At 70.0% G+C, this 20,610-nt stretch carries 16 protein-coding genes and 2 pseudogenes; 14 read left to right on the top strand and 4 right to left on the bottom strand.

The genetic code is table 11. From position 1 onward, the window contains the following. Positions 1–6 precede the first annotated feature (6 nt). Entirely contained in the window at positions 7–426 is a 420-nt protein-coding gene (gene sdhC / locus ET445_RS16075) for a succinate dehydrogenase, cytochrome b556 subunit (protein WP_129192168.1), read from the bottom strand. A 179-nt stretch (positions 427–605) separates the two neighbouring features. Here sdhC and ET445_RS16070 point away from each other — a divergent pair, with 179 nt between their 5' ends. The 11 genes and pseudogenes from ET445_RS16070 to ET445_RS16020 all read left to right on the top strand — a co-directional run bounded on the left by ET445_RS16070 (position 606) and on the right by ET445_RS16020 (position 12,229). Beyond that, entirely contained in the window at positions 606–1,724 is a 1,119-nt protein-coding gene (locus tag ET445_RS16070) for a mannose-1-phosphate guanylyltransferase (protein ID WP_129192167.1), read from the top strand. 19 nt (positions 1,725–1,743) lie between these two features. Continuing rightward, positions 1,744–2,808 (top strand): BMP family lipoprotein, encoded by a 1,065-nt coding sequence (locus tag ET445_RS16065; RefSeq protein WP_129192166.1) that lies wholly within the window; start codon positions 1,744–1,746, stop codon positions 2,806–2,808. A gap of 146 nt (positions 2,809–2,954) precedes the next feature. After that, complete coding sequence (locus ET445_RS16060; RefSeq protein ID WP_129192165.1) at positions 2,955–4,055, top strand: BMP family lipoprotein; 1,101 nt, start codon at positions 2,955–2,957, stop codon at positions 4,053–4,055. A gap of 167 nt (positions 4,056–4,222) precedes the next feature. After that, the gene (locus tag ET445_RS16055; protein ID WP_129192164.1) at positions 4,223–5,740 is read left to right on the top strand and encodes an ABC transporter ATP-binding protein; all 1,518 of its coding nucleotides are present in this window, start codon (positions 4,223–4,225) and stop codon (positions 5,738–5,740) included. A 166-nt stretch (positions 5,741–5,906) separates the two neighbouring features. Then, positions 5,907–7,067, top strand: a complete 1,161-nt coding sequence (locus ET445_RS16050) for an ABC transporter permease (RefSeq protein WP_424922858.1) — start codon at positions 5,907–5,909, stop codon at positions 7,065–7,067. After that, positions 7,064–8,389 (top strand): ABC transporter permease, encoded by a 1,326-nt coding sequence (locus ET445_RS16045; protein WP_424922857.1) that lies wholly within the window; start codon positions 7,064–7,066, stop codon positions 8,387–8,389. The genes ET445_RS16050 and ET445_RS16045 overlap by 4 nt, the downstream gene beginning before the upstream one ends. Positions 8,390–8,485: 96 nt before the next feature. Further along, on the top strand, positions 8,486–8,905 hold the full coding sequence (locus ET445_RS16040) for a cytidine deaminase (RefSeq protein ID WP_129192163.1): 420 nt from the start codon (positions 8,486–8,488) through the stop codon (positions 8,903–8,905). Beyond that, entirely contained in the window at positions 8,902–10,203 is a 1,302-nt protein-coding gene (locus ET445_RS16035; RefSeq protein WP_129192162.1) for a thymidine phosphorylase, read from the top strand. The genes ET445_RS16040 and ET445_RS16035 overlap by 4 nt, the downstream gene beginning before the upstream one ends. 72 nt (positions 10,204–10,275) lie before the next feature. Beyond that, on the top strand, positions 10,276–11,397 hold the full coding sequence (locus ET445_RS16030) for an adenosine deaminase (RefSeq protein WP_129192161.1): 1,122 nt from the start codon (positions 10,276–10,278) through the stop codon (positions 11,395–11,397). 78 nt (positions 11,398–11,475) lie between these two features. Then, positions 11,476–11,685: pseudogene (locus tag ET445_RS18700) on the top strand (PTS sugar transporter subunit IIA); the annotation flags it as partial. Between the two features lie 259 nt (positions 11,686–11,944). Further along, a complete protein-coding gene (locus ET445_RS16020) occupies positions 11,945–12,229 on the top strand; it encodes a PTS sugar transporter subunit IIB (protein WP_129192160.1) in 285 nt (94 codons plus the stop codon). Between the two features lie 462 nt (positions 12,230–12,691). Here the strand turns inward: ET445_RS16020 and ET445_RS16015 are convergent, their stop codons facing one another. Together ET445_RS16015 and ET445_RS16010 are read right to left on the bottom strand one after the other, a co-directional pair. Next, positions 12,692–14,416: a phospho-sugar mutase gene (locus ET445_RS16015; RefSeq protein ID WP_129192159.1), complete on the bottom strand. Its 1,725-nt coding sequence runs from the start codon at positions 14,414–14,416 to the stop codon at positions 12,692–12,694. 52 nt (positions 14,417–14,468) lie between these two features. Further along, positions 14,469–15,295: pseudogene (locus tag ET445_RS16010) on the bottom strand (purine-nucleoside phosphorylase). Between the two features lie 86 nt (positions 15,296–15,381). Between ET445_RS16010 and ET445_RS16005 the strand changes: the two are divergent. The 3 genes from ET445_RS16005 to ET445_RS15995 all read left to right on the top strand — a co-directional run bounded on the left by ET445_RS16005 (position 15,382) and on the right by ET445_RS15995 (position 19,676). Continuing rightward, the gene (locus tag ET445_RS16005) at positions 15,382–16,812 is read left to right on the top strand and encodes an NAD(P)H-quinone dehydrogenase (RefSeq protein WP_129192158.1); all 1,431 of its coding nucleotides are present in this window, start codon (positions 15,382–15,384) and stop codon (positions 16,810–16,812) included. Positions 16,813–16,879: 67 nt separating this feature from the next. After that, complete coding sequence (locus tag ET445_RS16000) at positions 16,880–18,415, top strand: APC family permease (RefSeq protein WP_129192157.1); 1,536 nt, start codon at positions 16,880–16,882, stop codon at positions 18,413–18,415. A gap of 85 nt (positions 18,416–18,500) precedes the next feature. Further along, a complete protein-coding gene (locus ET445_RS15995; protein ID WP_243695237.1) occupies positions 18,501–19,676 on the top strand; it encodes an LLM class flavin-dependent oxidoreductase in 1,176 nt (391 codons plus the stop codon). An 86-nt stretch (positions 19,677–19,762) separates the two neighbouring features. On the opposite strand, the gene ET445_RS15990 is transcribed toward ET445_RS15995, so the two are convergent. Continuing rightward, positions 19,763–20,521 (bottom strand): LysM peptidoglycan-binding domain-containing protein, encoded by a 759-nt coding sequence (locus tag ET445_RS15990; protein WP_129192156.1) that lies wholly within the window; start codon positions 20,519–20,521, stop codon positions 19,763–19,765. Positions 20,522–20,610: the final 89 nt, after the last annotated feature.

The following is a 20,610-nucleotide window of genomic DNA, read 5'->3' as shown; positions in this document are numbered from 1 at the left end:
CCCCGTTCAGTGGCTGAAGACGTTGATGAGGTGGCGGGGCGCGAAGCCGAGCATCGTGACGACCCACAGGCCGACGACGATCCAGAAGAGCAGCTTCTGGTGGCGCGTCGCCCAGGCCCAGAAGTCGACCAGGATGACGCGGATGCCGTTGAACGCGTGGAACACGATCGCGCCCACGAGGGCGACCTCGCCGAGGCCCATGATGGGCGTCTGGTATGTGCCGATGACGGCGTTGTAGGCCTCGGGGCTCACACGGACGAGCGCCGTGTCGAGGATGTGCACGAGAAGGAAGAAGAAGATCGCGACACCGGTGATGCGGTGCAGCACCCATGACCACATGCCCTCTCGGCCGCGGTAGAGCGTGCCGCCCGGCCGCTCTTTGGCCGGGGTGGGTGCGGTCAGGGTTCCTGCCTGAGTCTCTGGCATGAACAACCCTCCATGGCTTGTGGCCCGGCGTGACGACGGCGGGCGTCCGGGCGCGAAATGCCCGATGCGAGTCTAGTCCCGGGTGCTCGGGCGCGCCGCTTAGGTCGTCCTAAGTCTCTCGACGTCGAGACATCGAATCGACGCTGCCCCGGGGAAGGGCCGCCCAGTACGCTGGACGGATGCAGGATGCCCCACTCGACCGCTTCTACAGCATCATCCCGGCCGGCGGCGTCGGGTCGCGGCTGTGGCCGCTCTCTCGCGCCGATGCTCCGAAGTTCCTCCACGACCTCACGGGGTCGGGCCAGACGCTCCTGAAGGACACGTGGGACCGACTGGCCCCGCTCTCGGGAGACCAGCGGATCATGGTCGTCACGGGTCGCGCCCACCGGGCCGCCGTCGAGGAGCAGCTCCCCGACCTCGCCGACGTCAACGTCGTGCTCGAGAGCGAGCCGCGCGATTCGACGGCCGCGATCGGCCTGGCCGCCGCGATCCTCGAGCGGCGCGAGCCGGGCGTCATCGTCGGCTCCTTCGCCGCCGACCACGTCATCTCGGGCTCGGCGCTCTTCGCGCAGGCGGTCGCCGACGCGGTCGCGGCCGCCGACGCGGGCTACATCGTCACGATCGGCATCACGCCGACCGAGCCCGCCGTCGGGTTCGGCTACATCGAGTGCGGGCCCGATGTCGACATCGACGGCGCCCACCACGTCGAGTCGGTCGCGAGCTTCGTCGAGAAGCCCGACCTCGCGACCGCCAAGCGCTACCTCGAGGGCGGCAAGCACCTGTGGAACGCGGGCATGTTCATCGCGCGCGCCGACGTGCTCCTCGCCGAGATCGCGCGCAACAAGCCCGAGCTGCACGCGGGCCTCGTCGAACTCGCCGAAGCGTGGGACGACCCCTCGACGCGCGGCCCCGCCGTCGACCGCGTCTGGCCGAAGCTCGAGAAGATCGCGATCGACTACTCGGTCGCCGAGCCTGCGGCCGCCGGAGGGCGGCTCGCCGTCGTTCGCGGGCACTTCCAGTGGGACGACGTCGGCGACTTCGCGTCGCTCGCGAAGCTCAACACGGCGGGGCGCTCCGGCGAACTCGCGATCCTCGGACCGGGTGCGCGCGTGCTCGCCGATGCGTCGAGCGGCATCGTCGTGAGTCGCTCGAAGCGGGTCATCAGTCTCATCGGCGTGCACGACATCGTCGTCGTCGACACGCCCGACGCGCTCCTCGTGACCACGAGCGAGCACGCCCAGCGTGTGAAAGCGGTCGTCGACGCGCTCCGCCTCGGCGGCTCGGGCGACGTCCTTTAAACAGAGAGCAGGGCAACGGATGCTTCGAGCACGACGGATTCTCGCGATCGGAGCCGTCGTCGCGGCATCCGTCGCCTTGACCGCCTGCCAGGCGGCGCCCGAGCCGGGCGACGGCGGCGACGTCGCCGCCGACGAGTGCGTGCGGATGGTGACGAACTCGGGCGGCCTCGAAGACCGTTCGTTCAACCAGTCCACGTGGGAGGGGCTGCAGCAGGCCGAAGACGAGTTCGGGGTCACGGCACGCGCGCTCGTGTCGACGGGCGAGACCGATCTCGTGCCGAACGTCGAGCAGGCCGCGGCATCCGGCTGCTCGCTCGTCGTGACCGTCGGCTGGGAGCTCGCCGAGGCGACTACCGCCCAGGCGGCCGCGCATCCCGAACTCGCCTTCGCGATCGTCGACGAGACCGTCGACGCGCCGAACGTGAAGCCCGTCGTCTTCGACACGGCGCAGGCGTCGTTCCTCGCGGGCTACCTCGCGGCGGGCGTCTCGAAGACGGGCGTCGTCGCGACCTTCGGCGGCGGCAACCAGCCTCCGGTGACGCTGTTCATGGACGGATTCGTCGACGGCGTCGCCGCCTACAACGAGGCGCACGGCACGAGCGTGCGCGCCCTCGGGTGGAACAAGGAGGCGCAGGACGGCTCGTTCACGGGCGACTTCGAGGACGTCAACAAGGGCCGCGTGCTGACCGACGGGTTCATCGACCAGGGCGCCGACGTCATCCTGCCCGTCGCGGGCCAGGTGGGGGAGGGCGCCGCGGCGGCAGCCGTCGGCCGGGCGGGGGTGTCGATCATCTGGGTCGACAGCGACGGATTCGAGACGCTGTCGGCCGAGTTCCGGCCGATCCTGCTCACGAGCGTGCTGAAGAACACCCAGCAGGCGATGGTCGAGATCGTCGGCGACGTGCTCGACGGGTCGTTCACGAACGAGCCGTACGTCGGCACGCTCGAGAACGGCGGGGTCGAGATCGCGCCGTTCCACGACCTCGCCTCGCTCGTGAGCCCCGAGCTCGAGGGCGAGATCGAAGGGCTCCGCCAACGCATCATCGCGGGAGACCTCGTCGTCGAGTCGCCCTCGTCTCCGTAGCCGGGTCTGCTCATATGAGCAGATTGTCGCGTCTTCATAACCATTGGGATTCCCACTCGCAACTCCCCTGAGGGGAACGCGCAACATTCGGTAACGTGATTCCACCAACCCCGCGTCGGTCGGGGTGCAGTCTTTGGAGGAACACTGTGAGGATCACGACGAAGAAGGGCGCCCTGGGCGGTCTCGCGCTGCTCGGCGCCGCGGCCCTGCTGGCCGGCTGTGCGGCCGCTCCCGAGGAGTCGGGCGACGGCGGCGGCGAAGCCGCGAGCGACTTCCTGCCCTGCATGGTCTCCGACTCGGGCGGCTTCGACGACAAGTCGTTCAACCAGCTCGGCGCCGAAGGCCTCGACAAGGCCGCGGCTGAGCTCGGCGTCACCCCCATCAAGGTCGAGTCGCAGGCCGAGACCGACTTCGCGTCGAACCTGCAGAGCCTCGTCGACCAGAACTGCAACGCCATCGTCACGGTCGGCTTCCTGCTCGCGCCCGCAGCCCTCGAGTCGGCGACGGCCAACCCCGACATCGACTACATCTCGGTCGACGACATGGTCGACACCGACTTCGACGGCACGACCGACGCACCGAACATCAAGCCCATCATCTTCGACACCGCCCAGGCCGCGTTCCTCGCCGGGTACCTGTCGGCGGGCGTATCGGAGGCCGGCAAGGTCGGCACCTTCGGCGGCATGAACATCCCGACCGTGAGCATCTTCATGGACGGCTTCGCTCAGGGCGTCGACTTCTACAACCAGGAGAACGGCACGGCCGTGCAGGTCATCGGCTGGGATCGCGCAGCGCAAGACGGCTCGTTCACGGGCGGCTTCGAGGCCAACGACGGTGCGCGCCAGCTCGCCCAGGGCATCATCGACCAGGGCGTCGACGTGCTCCTGCCCGTCGGCGGCCCGATCTACCAGTCGGCCGCCGTCGCGATTCGCGACTCGGGCCGCCAGATCGCCCTCATCGGCGTCGACGCCGACGTGTTCGAGACCGACCCCTCGGTCGGCGACCTCCTCCTCACGTCGATCCTCAAGGGCATCGACGTCGGTGTCCACGAGGCCGTCGTCGAGGCCGGCAACGGCAACTTCGACCCGACCCCGTTCATCGGCACGCTCGAGAACGAGGGCGTCGGTCTCGCGGACTTCCACGACTGGGCCGACCGCGTTCCGGCCGACCTCGCCGACAAGGTGACCGCGCTTGCCGACAAGATCAAGTCGGGCGAGGTCGAGGTCGAGTCCTACCTCGCGGGCTGACACCCGAAGATCGCACGACGGGGAGGCCGGCTCGCGCCGACCTCCCCGTCGTCGTTCCCGCGGCGTGCGGAGGAGACATCCGCAACATCTGAGCACTCGTCGAAATCGGCCTCCGACATTCGCGCAGCATCTGCTGCATTCGCAGGCCCGTCACTAGGATCGGTCACATGAAACTCGAGCTTCGGGGTATCACGAAGACGTTCGGTTCTCTGGTCGCCAACGACCACATCGACCTCACCGTGGAGGCCGGGGAGATCCACTGTCTGCTGGGTGAGAACGGGGCGGGCAAGTCGACGCTCATGAACGTGCTCTACGGCCTCTACCAGGCAGATGCGGGCGAGATCCTGCTCGACGACGAGGTGCAGCACTTCGCCGGTCCGGGCGACGCGATGCGTGCCGGCGTCGGCATGGTGCACCAGCACTTCATGCTCATCCCCGTCTTCACGGTCGCCGAGAACGTCATGCTCGGCCACGAGCAGACCAAGGGCCTCGGGCGGCTCGACCTGGCGGCGGCGCGCGCGAAGGTTCGCGAGATCAGCGACCGGTTCGGGTTCGACGTCGACCCCGATGCGCTCGTCGACGACCTCCCCGTCGGCGTGCAGCAGCGCGTCGAGATCATCAAGGCGCTGAGCCGCGACGCCCGGGTGCTCGTGTTCGACGAGCCGACCGCCGTCCTCACGCCCAAAGAGACCGACGAGCTCATGGCGATCATGCGCCAGCTCAAGGAGTCGGGCACGTCGATCGTCTTCATCACCCACAAGCTGCGCGAAGTGCGCGAGGTCGCCGACCGCATCACCGTCATCCGGCTCGGCAAGGTCGTCGGCGAGGCGTCGCCGACGGCGTCGAACGCCGAGCTCGCCTCGCTCATGGTCGGCCGCGCGGTCGAGCTCACGGTGCAGAAGGAGCCGGCGAAGCTCGGCGAACCGGCGCTCGTCGTGAAGGGGCTCACCGTGGTCGACCCCATCGGGCAGCTCGTCGTCAACGACGTCTCGTTCGAGGTGCGTCAGGGCGAGATCCTCGCCGTCGCGGGCGTCCAGGGCAACGGGCAGACCGAGCTCACCGAGGCGCTCGTCGGACTCCAGCAGCGCGTCCAGGGCTCGATCACCCTCGACGGCGTCGAGCTCACGGGCGGCAGCGTCCGCAAGATCCTCAACGCTGGCGTCGGGTTCGTGCCTGAAGACCGCAAAGAAGACGGGCTGGTCGCCGAGATGACGATCGCCGAGAACCTCATGCTCGATCGCTCCGACGGCGAGCCGTTCGTGAAGGCCGGCAACCTCCAGTTGGGTGCCCTCGATGCGTTCGCGAAAGAGAAGGTCGCCGAGTTCGACGTGCGGACGCCCTCGATCGAGACGAAGGTGGGCCGGCTCTCGGGAGGCAACCAGCAGAAGGTCGTCCTCGCGCGAGAGCTCAGCCGCGACCTGCGGCTCCTCGTCGCGGCGCAGCCGACGCGCGGCGTCGACGTCGGGTCGATCGAGTTCATCCACAAGCGCATTGTCGAGACGCGCGACGCCGGAGTGCCCGTCGTCGTCGTCTCGACCGAGCTCGACGAGGTCACCGCCCTCGCCGACCGGATCATGGTCATGTACCGCGGCAAGGTCATCGGTATCGTGCCCGGCGACACCTCTCGCGACACCCTCGGCCTCATGATGGCCGGCGAAGCCCCGACCGAAGGAGCCGCGGCATGAGCACCCCGCAGGGCATGAGCACCCCGCAGAACGATCCCGACGTCGCGATCGAGACGGGCACCGAGGTCCCGCCCGACGAGCCCGTCCGGCTCCCGCCGGCCCCGAGCCCGAATCGCGCTGGGGTCGGGCGCTCCGCGAGATCGCGACGGGCAACGCCATCATCTCGGTGCTCGCCGTCGTGCTCGCGCTCCTCGTCGGCGCGATCATGATCGCGTTCACGAATCCGCGCGTGCAGGAGACATCCGCGTGGTTCTTCGCTCGGCCGGGCGACATGCTCGTCGCGATCTGGGACGCCGTGTCGGGCGCCTACGCGGCGTTCTTCCGCGGCGCGATCTACAACTACCTCCAAGACGACTTCATCACCGCGCTCCGCCCGCTCACCGAGACGCTGCGGTTCGCGACACCGCTCATCGCGGCCGGTCTCGGCGTCGCGCTCGCGTTCCGCGTCGGCATGTTCAACATCGGCGGTCGCGGGCAGATGCTCATGGCCGCCGCGGCGGCCGGCTGGGTGGGCTTCGCGCTCGACCTGCCGTGGGGCGTCCACCTGATCGTCGCCCTTCTCGCCGGTCTCGTCGCGGGGTCGCTATGGGCCGGCATCGCGGGCTTCCTCAAGGCGCGCACGGGGGCGCACGAGGTCATCGTCACGATCATGCTGAACTACGTCGCGTTCTATCTCGTGACCTGGATGCTCCGCACTCCGGGCCTGCTGCAGGCGCCCGGCTCGAACAACCCGCGGACGCCCGCGATCGAAGAGACGGCGCAGTTCCCGCGAATCCTCGCGTGGCTGAACCCGTCGTTCAACCTCCACCTCGGATTCGTCTTCGCGATCCTCTCGGTCGTGCTCGTGTGGTGGATCCTCTCGCGCTCCTCGCTCGGCTTCCAGTTCCGCGCGGTCGGCGAGAACCCCAACGCCGCACGCGTCGCGGGCATCAACGTCAAGTCGATGTACGTCTACGCGATGCTCATCTCGGGCGCGCTCATCGCGCTCGCGGGCGTGAGTCAGGTGCTCGGCGACGCCCGCACGGGCTTCTCGAGCGGCATCGACGCGGGCATCGGCTTCGACGCCATCACGGTCGCCCTCCTCGGGCGCTCGACACCGTGGGGCGTGCTCGCGGCGGGCATCCTGTTCGGCGCGTTCAAGGCCGGCGGCTTCTCGATGCAGGCCGCGCAGGGCGTGCCGATCGACATCGTGCTCGTCGTGCAGTCGCTCATCGTCCTCTTCATCGCCGCGCCGCCGCTCGTCCGCGCGATCTTCCGGCTCCCGGCTCCGGGATCCGCCCCCAAGAAAACCAAGCAGAACGTCACGAAGGAGGTGGCGGCGAAGTGAGCACCGTGACCGAGCCCCAGAACGCGCACGCTCCCGTCGCGGCGTCGCTCGACAAGACCGCCGTCGTCAGCTGGAAGGTGCCGATCGTGTTCGGCGTCGTCACGCTGCTCGCGATCGAGCTCTTCATCGTCATCGGCAACGCGGGGGAGGCGATCTTCCGCGTCTCGGCACCCGGCGACGCCCTCCAGCTTCCCGAGATCCACCTCGACGGGATCATCACGGGGTGGATCACGACGATCCTCCTCGCCGCGATCACGCTCGTGAGCGTCTTCCTCGTGCGCGCCAAGCGCAAGGTGCCGATCTGGATCACGGCGGTGTTCGCCGTCGTCTTCCTGATCGGATTCCTGACGTGGGCGGCTGCGGGTGCGTCGATCCACACGATCCCGATCGCGGGTCTCTTCGCGGGCGCCCTGAGCCTCTCGGTGCCCCTCATCTTCGGTTCGCTGTGCGGCGTGCTCTCCGAGCGCGTCGGCGTCGTCAACATCGCGATCGAGGGCCAGATGCTCGCGGGCGCGTTCACGTCGGCGGTCATCGCGACGACGGTGACGGCCTCGACGGGTCAGCCGTGGATCGGCCTCATCGCGGGCACCGTCGGCGCGTCCGTCGCGGGCGTGCTCGTGTCGTTCGTGCTCGCGGCGTTCGCGATCAAGTACTTCGTCGACCAGGTCATCGTCGGCGTCGTCCTCAACGTGCTCGTCCTCGGCCTGACGAACTTCTTCTTCTCGCAGTTGCTGTCCTCGAACGCGGCGACGCTCAACTCGCCGCCGCGGTTCCCACCGCTCCCGATCCCGTTCCTCGCCGACATCCCCATCATCGGCCCGACGTTCTTCCGGCAGACGATCATCGTCTATCTCGCCTATATCGCCGTCGCCCTCGTCTACTTCGGCCTCTTCCACACCAAGTGGGGCCTCCGCCTCCGCTCGGTGGGCGAGCACCCGCAGGCCGCCGACACGGTCGGCATCAACGTCGCGCGCACGCGCTTCTGGAACGTGTCGCTCGGCGGCGCGATCGCGGGCCTCGGCGGCGCGTTCTTCACGCTCGGGTCGGTCGGCGCGTTCAACCGCGAGATGACGGCGGGCGCGGGCTTCATCGCCCTCGCGGCGGTCATCTTCGGCCAATGGGACCCCATCAAGGCGACGCTCGCGGCGCTCCTGTTCGGCTTCGCGTCGAACCTGCAGAACACCCTCGGCGTCATCGGCTCGGCGGTGCCGAGCGAGTTCCTCCTGAGCCTGCCGTACGTCATCACGATCTTCGCCGTGGCGGGTCTCGTCGGGAAGGTGCGCGGCCCGGCGGCAGCGGGCAAGCCGTACATCAAGGCATAGGGGCGGATGCCTCGGGGCGCGCGCCGCGGAGCGGGCGGGCGGGGCATCCGAACCATCCATCGAAGCATCCGAATCGTCCGTCTCGAAGGGGGCACCATGACCGACCAGACGATCGACTGGCCGCATCTGCGCGACATCGCGCGCGAAGCGATGGCGAAGGCGTACGCGCCGTACAGCGAGTTCCCCGTGGGGGCGGCGGCGATCGTCGACGACGGCCGGATCGTGAGCGGCTGCAACATCGAGAACGCGTCCTACGGCGTGACGCTGTGCGCTGAATGCTCGCTCGTGTCGGCGCTCGTCATGTCGGGCGGCGGCCGGCTCGTCGCATTCACGTGCGTCGACGGGCACGGGGCGACGCTCATGCCCTGCGGCCGCTGCCGGCAGTTGCTCTACGAGCACTCGGCCGAGGGTATGGTGCTCGACACCGTCTCGGGATTCAAGACCATCGACGAGGTGCTGCCCGACGCGTTCGGTCCGCGGCAGCTCGCCGCCTACGCAGGGGATGAACTCGCATGAGCCAAGTGGAGGCCTTCGACGCCGTCGACCTCATCCGTGCCAAGCGCGACGGGCGAGAGCTCTCGACGCCCGAGATCGGCTGGCTCGTCGACGCGTACACGCGCGCGTACGTCGCGGACGAGCAGATGTCGGCCATGACGATGGCGATCTTCCTGCGCGGCATGAGCCGTCGCGAGATCCGCGACCTGACGATGGCGATGATCGCGTCGGGCGAAAGGATGGACTTCTCGGGGCTCGGCAAGCCGACCTCCGACAAGCACTCGACGGGCGGCGTCGGCGACAAGATCACGCTCCCCCTCATGCCGCTCGTCGCGGCGTTCGGGGTCGCGGTGCCCCAGCTCTCGGGGCGCGGGCTCGGGCACACGGGCGGCACGCTCGACAAGCTCGAGTCGATCCCTGGCTGGCGCGCGAACCTCACCAATGAAGAGATGTTCGCGCAGCTGCGCGACCAGGGCGGCGTCATCTGCGCCGCCGGCGCCGGGCTCGCTCCGGCCGACAAGAAGCTCTACGCGCTCCGCGACATCACGGGCACCGTCGAGGCGATCCCGCTCATCGCGTCGTCGATCATGTCGAAGAAGATCGCCGAGGGCACGGGCGCGCTCGTGCTCGACGTGAAGTTCGGGTCGGGCGCGTTCCTCACCGACGTCGACCGGTCGCGCGAGCTCGCGCGCACGATGGTCGAGCTCGGCGAAGACGCCGGGGTCGCGACGAGTGCGCTGCTCACGAACATGAACGTGCCCCTCGGGCTCACGATCGGCAACGCCAACGAGGTGCGCGAGTCGGTCGAGGTCCTCGCGGGCGGCGGGCCGTCCGATGTCCGTGCGCTCACCCTCGCGCTCGCGCGCGAGATGCTCGCGCTCGCGGGCAAGCCCGACGCGGACGTCGAGGCCGCGCTCGACGACGGACGGGCGATGGATGTCTGGCGTGCGACGATCCGCGCCCAGGGCGGAGACCCCGACGCGGCGCTCCCCGTCGCGAAGGAGTCGCACGTCGTCACGGCTGACCGCGACGGCGTGCTCGTGGCGCAAGAGGCCCTGCCGTTCGGCATCGCCGCGTGGCGACTCGGAGCGGGCCGTGCCCGCAAGGAGGACCCCGTGCACCACGCCGCGGGCATCGACCTGCACGCGAAGCCGGGCGACGCCGTGCGGGCGGGGCAGCCGCTCTTCACGCTCTTCGCCGACGACCCAGCGCGCTTCGCGCGCGCGCTCGAGTCGGTGGAGGGCGCCTGGCGCATCGGCGATCCCGGTGACGCGATCGAAGACGGCGGCCCGCTCATCGCCGAGCGGATCGGGCGGTAGCGGATGTCCCGCCCGTCCCGCTGCTCGGAATTCGCCGAGACTTCGCGCCGGGCCCGCCGGTAGCATCGAGACGTGGAGACGAATTCGACGGAGTACCGGCTCGAGGGCGACGGCACCGACATCCGGGCGTTGCCCAAGGTGTCGCTGCACGACCACCTCGACGGGGGCCTGCGCCCGCAGACGATCATCGAACTGGGTGACGCTCTCGGCCTCGCCGTGCCGTCGTCCGACGCCGAGGCGCTCGGCGACTGGTTCGAGACCCAGTCCAACTCCGGCTCGCTCGTCGAGTACCTGAAGACGTTCGACCTCACCACGGCCGTCATGCAGACCCGCGAGGGACTCACGCGCGTCGCACGCGAGTTCGTGCAAGATCTCGGCGCCGACGGCGTCGTGTACGGCGAGATCCGGTGGGCGCCCGAGCAGCACCTGACGGCGGGCCTTTCGCTCGACGAAGCCGTCGAGGCCGTGCAAGAAGGGCTCGAGCAGGGCGCCGACGACGTGCGGCACCTGGGCGGGCGCATTCGCACCGGGCAGCTCATCACGGCCATGCGACACGCCGACCGCGGTCTCGAGATCGCCGAGCTCGCGGTGCGCCATCGCGACCGGGGCGTGGTCGGGTTCGACATCGCGGGCGCCGAGGCGGGCTTCCCGGCGAGCAAGCACCGCACCGCCTTCGACTTCCTCGCGAGCAAGTTCCTGCCGGTCACCGTGCACGCGGGCGAGGCCGACGGCATCGAGTCGATCAAGGGAGCGATCGTCGACGGACGGGCGCTCCGCCTGGGCCATGGCGTGCGCCTCGCCGAAGATCTCGCGATCGAGCGCCAAGACGACGAGAACACCTACGTCTCGCTCGGACAGGTCGCCCAGTGGGTGCGCGATCGCGAGATCGCCCTCGAGCTGAGCCCGTCGTCGAACCTCCAGACCGGCGCGATCGAGGCGTGGGGCGACGAACTCGTCGACCACCCGTTCGACCTGCTGTACCAGCTCGGCTTCCGCGTCACGGTCAACGTCGACAACCGCCTGCAGTCGGCGACGAGCCTCACTCGCGAGCTCGCGCTCCTCTCCGATGCGTTCGGGTACGACCTTGAAGACCTCCTGACCTTCCAGCTCAACGCGGCCTCGGCGGCCTTCCTGCCGCTCGACGACCGCGAGGAGCTCGCCGAGCAGATCGAGGACGGCTTCGACCGGGCCTGAGTCGTCGCCCGACGCGTGAGCGTCGACGCACGCCACCGACCGGTTCACCGCACCGCCCGCACCCCAGAACGGACCCCGATGCCCCTTCCGACGCTTCCCGACTCCGCCGTCGTGCTCGGCGCGCACGCGGCCGACTGGCGTGCCGCGGTGCACGAGGCCGGTCGCGCGCTGAGCCGGTCGGGCGCGACGAAGCCCGAGTACGCCGACCGCATGATCGCCGTCATCGAGGAGTTCGGCGCGTACGTCGTGATCGCCCCCGGGCTCGCGCTCGCGCACGCGCGCCCCGGGTCCGACGTGCGCGCGGGCGGCATCGCGGTCGTGACGCTCGACAAGCCTGTGGCCTTCGGGCACCCCACAACGACCCCGTCCGGGTCGTCGTCGGCCTCGCGGTCGAGAACGCCGAAGACCACGTCGCGTCGGTCGCGGCGCTCGCGAACGCGTTCAACGACCCGCAGGCCGTGCAGAGGATTGCGGATGCCTCGTCGGCAGACGAGGTGCGCGCGGTGCTCGGCGTGTCGGCGACCGCGAGCACGGGAGGGGCGCTCTGATGCGGATCGTCGCCGTGTGCGGGGTCGGGATCGGCACGTCCGCCATCCTGAAGGTCAACGCCGAGCGTGCACTCGATCGGCTCGGGCTCAAGGCCGACGTGTCGGCGAGCGACCTCGCGGGCATCGCCGCTGCCGCAGGCGACGCGCAGATCATCCTGACCTCGAGCGAGCTCGCCGGTCAGGTGCGCGAAGCGCTCGGCCGCACATACGCCGAGATCGTCGAGGTGTCGAACTACTTCGATGTCGACGAGATCGCGAGGCACCTCGAGCGCTCGCTCGGGTAGTCGCCCCGCTGCGCTCGCTCATCAGCACGTCGAAGATGTCGCCCGACACGACCATGACCGCCCGCGCGCCGCGCTCGCCGCGCGAATTCGCCGACGCCGCGGCCTCCGGCGTCCGCTACGCGACAGCCTGCACCGCACACCCGCGAGACCTACCCCCGACACACCTCGACCAAACTCCGGGCAGCTTTCCCGTTCAGCGCGCGGGTGCCGAAGTGCCGGAGCAGCGAAGGATCTGCATCCGAGGGGCACTCGCGTCGAAGCTCCGAGCACGGCCGGTGCCGAAGTGCCGCCATTCCGATGGGAAAAACCTCTTCGGGCGGTCGACGGGATCGACCGGCTGACGTCGTTGACCGGCGGGGCCGGCGTCCGCCGACATTCGCCGGGATTCGCCGGCGTCGGCCGGCGTTCGCGGCGCTCGCTGGCGCTCGGTCCTCGACCGGCGGGTGGCGCGCTCCGAGCGAGCTACACGACGAGGGCCCGCATGCCCGCCTCGAGGGCTTCGAGCGCGGTCTGCGCGGCGGCGCGCCGCTCGGTGACGGTGCCCGCAGTCGCGGCCGTGTCGAGGTAGACCTTGAGCTTCGGCTCGGTCCCGCTCGGGCGCACCATGACGCGGCTGCCGTCGTCGAACACGATGCGGAGCACGTCGGCGGGCGGGAGGTCGCCGAACCCGTCGGCGAGGTCTTCGATGCGGTCGACGCCGATGCCGCCGACCTCGGAGGGCGGCTCTTCGCGAAGGCGCGCCATGACGGCGCCGATCTGCGAGAGGTCGGTCACGCGGATCGAGATCTGGGAGGAGGCGAAGCATCCGAACCGCAGGACGAGGTCGTCGAGGTGATCGGCGACCGTCCGCCCCTCGTACTTGAGCCGCGATGCGAGGTCGAGGAACGCGATCGCCGCCGAGATGCCGTCTTTGTCGCGCACGGTCTCGGGGTTCACGAGGTACCCGAGCGCTTCTTCGAAGCCGAAGATCATGCCGGGCGCGCGCGAGATCCACTTGAACCCGGTAAGGGTGCCGCGGAACTCGAGCCCGAACGCGTCCGCGATCGCCTCGAGCCCGGGCGACGACACGATCGAGCACGCGAGCGTGCCTTCGGGGGCGAGGTCTCCGCCCGCGGCCGCGACCGCGAGCTCGGCGGCGCGCCACCCGAACACGAGCCCGACCTCGTTGCCCGACAGGCGCCGGTAGCCGTCGGCGGCGGAGGCGTCGGGGATCGCGATCGCGAGCCGGTCGGCGTCGGGGTCGTTCGCGATGATCAGTTCGGCGTTCGCGGCGCGCGCGTGCGCGAACGAGAGGTCCATGGCGCCCGGCTCTTCGGGGTTCGGGAACGACACGGTCGGGAACGCCGCGTCGGGTGCGATCTGCTCGTCCACGATCGCGGGCGTCTCGAACCCCGCGGCATCGAGCACGCGCGCGAAGGTCTCCCAACCGACACCGTGCATGGCGGTGTACACGGTCGCGGGCTGCACGCGCCCCGAGACATCCGTCGTCGCGACCGCCGCCGTCGCCGCGACGTACGCGTCGACGACCTCTTCGTCGGCGGTCTCGAAGGCTCCGCGCGGCAGCGCGTCGACCGTCGCACCACCCGCGACCGCGAGGATGTGCGCCGCGATCTCGGCGTCGGCGGGCGCGACGATCTGCGATCCGCCGTTCTCGCCGCCGAGGTACACCTTGTAGCCGTTGTCGTTGGGCGGGTTGTGGCTCGCCGTCACCATGACGCCCGCGCTCGCGTCGAAGTGCCGCACGGCGAACGCGAGCACCGGAGTCGGCAGGAGGCGGGGGAGCAGGATCGCGCGCACGCCCGCGCCCGCCATGAGCTCGGCCGAGTCGCGCGCGAAGACGTCGGAGTTCTTGCGCCCGTCGTAGCCGATCACGACCGACGGCGTCTCGCCGGGCTCGGCGTGCTCGAGGAGGTACGCCGCGAGGCCCGCCGCCGCCTGCGCGACGAGCACGCGGTTCATGCGGTTGGGGCCCGCCGCGATCTCGCCGCGAAGGCCCGCCGTGCCGAAGGCGAGTCGTGTGTCGAAGCGGTCGGCGAGGTCGGATGCCGCGGCCGCGTCGCCTGCGCGAACGGCTTCGACGAGCGCGGCGAGCTCTGCGCGCGTCTCGGGGTCGGGGTCTTGCGCGATCCACGACTCGGCGAACGCCACGCGCTGCGTGTCGCGCTCGGAAAGGTCGGCGTGAGACATCCGGTCGTCTCCTTCGATGGTCGGAAGCGTGGTGATGGTCGCAGCCCCGCGACTACAGCGCCGCGACGATGTCGGCGAGGAGCCGCGAGATCACGGCCTCGGCCGCCCGGCCGGCCTCGATGACCTCGTCGTGGCTGAGCGGGGTCTGCTGGATGCCGGCGGCGAGGTTCGTGATGAGGCTCATGCCGAGGATCTCCATGCCGGCCTGGCGGGCCGCGATCGCCTCGAGCGCCGTCGACATGCCGACGATGTGGCCGCCGATGGCCTTCGCCATCTGCACTTCGGCCGGGGTCTCGTAGTGCGGGCCGCGGAACTGCACGTAGACGCCCTCGTCGAGCGAGCCGTCGATGCCGCGCGCGAGGTCGCGGAGGCGCTTCGAGTAGAGGTCGGTGAGGTCGATGAACGTCGCGCCCTCGAGCGGCGAGTCGGCGGTGAGGTTGATGTGATCGCTGATGAGCACCGGGGTGCCGGGCGTCCACGTCTCGCGGATGCCGCCAGCGCCGTTCGTCAGGATCATGACGTGAGCGCCCGTCGCGGCGGCCGTGCGCACCGAGTGCACGACCCGGCGCACGCCGTGGCCCTCGTAGTAGTGCGTGCGCGCGCCGATGACGAGCGCCCGCTTGCCGTTCGGCAGCAGCACCGACCGGAGCGTTCCGACGTGCCCTTCGAGGGCGGGCTTCGAGAAGCCCGGCACCTCGGTCGCGGGATCGTGTGCGTCGTCTCGCCGATGAGGTCGGCGGCCTTGCCCCAGCCCGACCCGAGGGTGAGGGCGACGTCGTGGTGCTCCACTCCCGTGAGTTCGGCGATGCGCGCCGCCGCCGCCTGGGCGACGACGAACGGGTCGGCAGCGGGATCGTCGAGCGGATTCAGCGCGTCCATGTCCCCATGCTATGGCCGGGTCGGATGTCTCGGCAGGGGGCTGCTCGTCTGCGCGGGCGCCCAGGGGGAACTGACAGAATATGAGCATGGTCTACGAGTTCGAGCGCACCCAGAGAATCGCCGTCCTCGGAGGAGGCCCCGGCGGGTATGAGGCCGCGCTCGCCGCCGCACAGCTCGGCGCCGAAGTCACCCTCATCGAACGTGCGGGCGTCGGCGGCTCGGCCGTGCTCACCGACGTCGTCCCGTCGAAGTCGCTCATCGCGACCGCCGAGGCGTCGAACGCCGTGAAAGAGGCCTCCGAGCTCGGCGTGCAGTTCTTCGCGAAGGGCGACGACGAGAAGGCCGTGAAGCCCCAGGTCGCGATCAACCTCGCAGCCGTCAACAAGCGGCTCCTGGGCCTTGCGGCCAAGCAGTCCGACGACATGCGCACGAACCTCATCGACGCGGGCGTGAACCTCGTGCAGGGCGAGGGCCGGCTCGACGGCCCCAACGCGATCATCGTCTCGACGGCGAAGGGCGGCACCGACTTCGATCGCATCGAGGCCGACACGCTCGTCATCTCGGTCGGCGCGACGCCGCGCGTGCTGCCCTCGGCGGTGCCCGACGGCGAGCGCATCCTCACGTGGACCCAGCTCTACCGCTTGAAGCAGGTGCCCGAGCACCTCATCGTCGTCGGCTCGGGCGTCACGGGCGCCGAGTTCGCGTCGGCCTACCGCGCGCTCGGCGCGAAGGTGACGCTCATCTCGAGCCGCGACCAGGTGCTCCCGGGGGAGGATCAAGACGCCGCGGCCGTCATCGAGAAGGTCTTCAAGCGCAACGGCATGAAGGTCTTGAACAAGTCGCGCGCCGAGTCGGTCGTGCGCGACGGCGAAGAGGTCGTCGCGACCCTCACCGACGGCCGTGAGGTGCGCGGCTCGCACTGCCTCATGGCGGTCGGCTCGATCCCGAACACGAGCGACATCGGACTCGAGGCGGCGGGCGTGCAGCTCTCCGAGTCGGGGCACATCCGCGTCAACCGCGTCGCGCGCACGTCGATGCCGAACATCTACGCGGCGGGCGACTGCACGACCTTCCTCCCGCTCGCGTCGGTCGCGTCGATGCAGGGCCGCACGGCCGTCTTCCACGCGATGGGCGACGTCGTGAACCCGCCCGCGAACCGCAACATCACGTCGAACATCTTCACCCAGCCCGAGATCGCGACCGTCGGATGGACGCAGAAAGAGATCGAAGACGGCGTCGTGCCCGGCCAGATCTACAAGCTGCCCCTCTCGTCGAACCCGCGCGCGAAGATGATGGGCATTCGCGACGGCTTCGTGAAGCTCTTCGCGTCGGCCGGATCGGGCGCCATCATCGGCGGCGTCATCGTCGCGCCGAAGGCGTCCGAGCTCATCTTCCCGCTCGCGCTCGCGGTCGAGCACCGGCTCACGGTCGACCAGTTCGCCGAGGCGTTCCCCGTGTATCCGTCGCTCACGGGCTCGCTCACCGACGCCGCGCGCGCGATGCACGTCGTGCGCTGACACTGACACTGCGGCGCCGAACCGGTAGCGTCGTCCTCAGGGAGTCCGCGAGAGTCCGGGGGGACGCATGAATCTGCGCGTGAAGTCCGTCGAGGCGTCGATCGCCGACGCCTCCGACGAGGAGCGGAGCCTCAAACGCTCGCTCGGCACGGGCGACCTCGCCCTCATGGGCATCGCGGTCGCGGTCGGCGCGGGCATCTTCTCGGTCGGCGCCCAGGCCGCGGCGAACTTCGCGGGCCCGAGCGTCATCCTCTCGTTCATCCTCGCGGCGATCACGTGCGGGCTCGCGATCATGTGCTACGCCGAGTTCGCCTCGACCGTGCCGGTCGCGGGCAGCGCGTACACGTTCACGTACGCGACGATGGGCGAACTCCTCGCGTGGATCATCGGGTGGGACCTCATCCTCGAGCTCTTCACGGCTGCCGCGGTGCTCGCGAAGTACTGGGGCGTCTACTTGTCCGAGGCGTTCCTCGCGTTCGGGTGGAACCTGCCCGCGACGTTCCAGATCGGCTCGCTCACGGTGAGCTGGCCGGCGTTCCTCATCGTCGCGGTGTTCACGGCGCTCCTCGTCGCGGGCACGAAGCTCACGGCGCGCGTCGGAGCGGTGTTCACGCTCATCAAGGTCGGCATCGTCGTCTTCGTCGTCGTGGTCGGCTTCTTCTTCGTGAAGGCGGCGAACTTCTCGCCGTTCATCCCCGAGGCGGTTCCGACCGAGGGCGGGGCGGCGGATGTCTGGACGCAGTCGCTCTTCGCATGGTTCACGGGTGCCGCGCCCGCGCAGTACGGGGTGTTCGGCATGCTCGCCGCGGCATCCCTCGTCTTCTTCGCCTTCATCGGCTTCGACGTCGTCGCGACGAGCGCCGAAGAGGTGAAGAACCCGCAGCGCACCCTGCCGCGGGGCATCTTCATCGGTCTCGCGATCGTGACGCTGCTCTACGTGCTCGTTTCGATCGTCATGACGGGCATGGTGTCGTACCGCGACCTCGCGGCGGAAGACACGCCGTCGCTCGCGACGGCGTTCCGCCTCGTGGGCCAGGACTGGGCGTCGGCGGTCATCTCCTTCGGCGCCCTCGCGGGCCTCACGACCGTCATCATGGTGATCCTCCTCGGGCTCTCGCGCATCGTGTTCGCGCTGAGCCGCGACGGCCTCCTGCCGCGCTGGCTGTCGAAGACGACGGCACGCACGAAGACGCCCGCGCGCGTGCAGATCATCGGCGGCACGGTCGTCGCATTCGTCGCGGCGTTCACCGACGTCGGCCTCCTCGAAGAGATGATCAACATCGGCACGCTCTCGGCGTTCGTGCTCGTCTCGATCGGCGTCGTCGTGCTGCGCCGCACTCGCCCCGATCTGAAGCGCGGGTTCCGGGTGCCGTGGTCGCCGTTCCTGCCGATCCTGTCGGCGGCGCTGTGCGTGTGGCTCATGCTCAACCTCACGACGCTCACGTGGGTGCGGTTCGTCGTGTGGCTCGCGATCGGACTCGTCATCTACTTCTCCTACGGGCGCCGCAAGTCTCGGCTCGGCGGCGGCATCAGCGAGATCGAGCTTCCGACGGCGCAGGGGCAGGAGGCCGACTTCCTGCCCGAGGTGCCTGACAACCGATAGCGGGAGCGTCAGGCGGATGCCTCGGGGCGCGTCACGTGCGGCAACATCCCGCTGCGCGGGGCGGCCCCGCGCATAGGCTCGCGACGTGTCCGCGTCCGAAGCATCCGAAGCCGCCGAAGCCGTCCGAACGGCGGCACCCGAGGGGATCATCCTCGACTGGTTCATCCCGCTCACGGGCGACTCGCGCACCGATGTGAGCCAGGGCTCGGCGATCACGTATACGGGTGAGTCGACGGCGACCCCGCGCCGCAGCGCCGACATCGGCTACCTCTCGCAGATCGCGCGCGCGGTCGACCACCTGGGCTACCACGCCGTGCTCATCCCGACGGGCGGTCACAACGAAGAGAGCTGGGTGTCGGCGACGGCGCTCAGCCAGCACACGCGCGACCTCGACTACCTCGTGGCGTTCCGCCCGGGGCTCGTGTCGCCGACGCTGCAGGCGCAGATCGCGGCGAGCTTCCAGCGGGTGAGCGGCGACCGGCTGCGGGTCAACGTCGTCGTCGGCGGCGACGACGCCGAACAGCGCGCCTTCGGCGACGGCGTCGGCAAGAGCGCCCGCTACCGCCGGGCGGCAGAGTATCTCGCGCTCGTCCGCAGACTCTGGAGCGGCGAGCCCGTCGACCACGACGGCGAGTTCTACCGTGTCGAGGGCGCGCAGCTGCAGCGCCTCGACACCGTGCCCGAGATCTACCTCGGCGGCTCGAGCGACGAGGCGATCGAGGTCGCCGCCGAGCACGCCGACGTCTACCTCACGTGGGGCGAGCCGCCCGTGCAGGCGGGCGAGAAGATCGCGCGCGTGCGCGCCCGAGCGTCGGAGTTCGGGCGATCGCTCCGATACGGCATCCGCCTGCACGTCATCGCGCGCCCGACGTCCGAAGAGGCGTGGCGGGTGGCCGACGCGCTCGTCGCGGGCCTCGACCGCGACGTCGTCGCCAAGGCGCGCGCGTCGTTCCTCGCGTCGGCGTCGGTCGGTCAGCGTCGCCAGGCCGAGCTCGTGTCGGGCGGCCTCACGCGCGACGAGCTCGAGATCGTCCCGGGCCTCTGGGCAGGCGTCGGACTCGTGCGCGGGGGAGCGGGCACCGCCCTCGTCGGCAGCTTCGACGAGGTCGCCGCCCTCATCCGCGACTACCGCGCCCAGGGGTTCACCGAGTTCGTGCTGTCGGGCTACCCGCACCTCGAAGAGGCGTACTGGTTCGCCGAGGGCGTCGCACCGCTCCTCGAGCTCGCGCCGCGAGGCATCCGCCGCTCTGCCGCCGCGTAGCGGCGTCCGGAGGGTCGACTGACGAAACATCCCGATCGGATCCACCGGCTCGTCGGCGCCTCGCAGCAGCCGTCAGAGGACCGCGATCAGCGCTGGGCCGCGTTCATCGAGATCGTCTCGCCGGCGCGCAGTGTCGGCCCGAGCTCGGGGTTCAGGTACCGGACGTCGTCGGCGGTCATCCCGAATCGGGCGGCGACCTCCACGAGGAGATCGTCGGGGGCCACGACATAACGGACGACCTCGGCGTCCTCGATGACGGTGTCTCCTCGTGCGCCGCCAGTCACCCCTGAGTCCACTGCGCGCAGGCCCGAGCGAAGCGGCTGATACGACCACGTGAGCACCGCCTTCGCCGCGGGTGCGGCCGTGCACTCGTCGAGACCGTCAGGCGAGTCGAAGTCTCGGATGATGAGTTCGCGGATCAGGCTCGGGTCGCCGCGGAATGCGTTGAGAGGAACGATTCCCTCGTACACCTCGGGCACCACGTCTGCCCGCTCGTACCCCAAACCCCAGGCGATCTGGCGGCTGTCGCATCCGGGGTCGGGGAAGGATGCGTACGGAAGCGCGGTGATCCCGGAATAGTGAGGGAAATCGATCGCGAAGTCCTCGACCTCGACCGTCAGCATGCCGTCGCCGCGGTTCAACAATTCCACGCTGCCGTGCGCCCCGCCTTCGAACTCGCCGGTCGCGAGCACCCCCGGCGGGAGATCGGGCCACGACGGTCGAACGGACGCCGTCGGTTCGGCCGTCTGCCGGCCGTCGGTCGCGTCGTCGGGCGTCGAGCCGGTGCAGCCTGCGAGGCCGAAGGCCAGAGCCAGGGCTGCGTTCAGGGCTGCGGCACGAGACATGGACCGAGTCTGGCAGAACGGGGGCGACGACACGATGCACGCCCGCGGTTCGTCGCACGGGTCTTCGCCGGCGCCCAGGTGCTCTCGAT

This window comes from Agromyces protaetiae (assembly GCF_004135405.1).
Classification (GTDB): Bacteria; Actinomycetota; Actinomycetes; order Actinomycetales; family Microbacteriaceae; genus Agromyces; species Agromyces protaetiae.
Note: the sequence above shows the minus strand (reverse complement) of the source record. Positions and strands in the feature narration are given on the sequence as shown.

Excerpts from the sequence above, each read along its gene's own strand:
- sdhC (WP_129192168.1), bottom strand. The coding sequence starts at position 426 with ATGCCAGAGACTCAGGCAGGAACCCTGACCGCACCCACCCCGGCCAAA.
- ET445_RS16070 (WP_129192167.1), top strand. The coding sequence starts at position 606 with ATGCAGGATGCCCCACTCGACCGCTTCTACAGCATCATCCCGGCCGGC.
- ET445_RS16065 (WP_129192166.1), top strand. The coding sequence starts at position 1,744 with ATGCTTCGAGCACGACGGATTCTCGCGATCGGAGCCGTCGTCGCGGCA.
- ET445_RS16055 (WP_129192164.1), top strand. The coding sequence starts at position 4,223 with ATGAAACTCGAGCTTCGGGGTATCACGAAGACGTTCGGTTCTCTGGTC.
- ET445_RS16040 (WP_129192163.1), top strand. The coding sequence starts at position 8,486 with ATGACCGACCAGACGATCGACTGGCCGCATCTGCGCGACATCGCGCGC.
- ET445_RS16035 (WP_129192162.1), top strand. The coding sequence starts at position 8,902 with ATGAGCCAAGTGGAGGCCTTCGACGCCGTCGACCTCATCCGTGCCAAG.
- ET445_RS16020 (WP_129192160.1), top strand. The coding sequence starts at position 11,945 with ATGCGGATCGTCGCCGTGTGCGGGGTCGGGATCGGCACGTCCGCCATC.
- ET445_RS16015 (WP_129192159.1), bottom strand. The coding sequence starts at position 14,416 with ATGTCTCACGCCGACCTTTCCGAGCGCGACACGCAGCGCGTGGCGTTC.
- ET445_RS16005 (WP_129192158.1), top strand. The coding sequence starts at position 15,382 with ATGGTCTACGAGTTCGAGCGCACCCAGAGAATCGCCGTCCTCGGAGGA.
- ET445_RS16000 (WP_129192157.1), top strand. The coding sequence starts at position 16,880 with ATGAATCTGCGCGTGAAGTCCGTCGAGGCGTCGATCGCCGACGCCTCC.
- ET445_RS15990 (WP_129192156.1), bottom strand. The coding sequence starts at position 20,521 with ATGTCTCGTGCCGCAGCCCTGAACGCAGCCCTGGCTCTGGCCTTCGGC.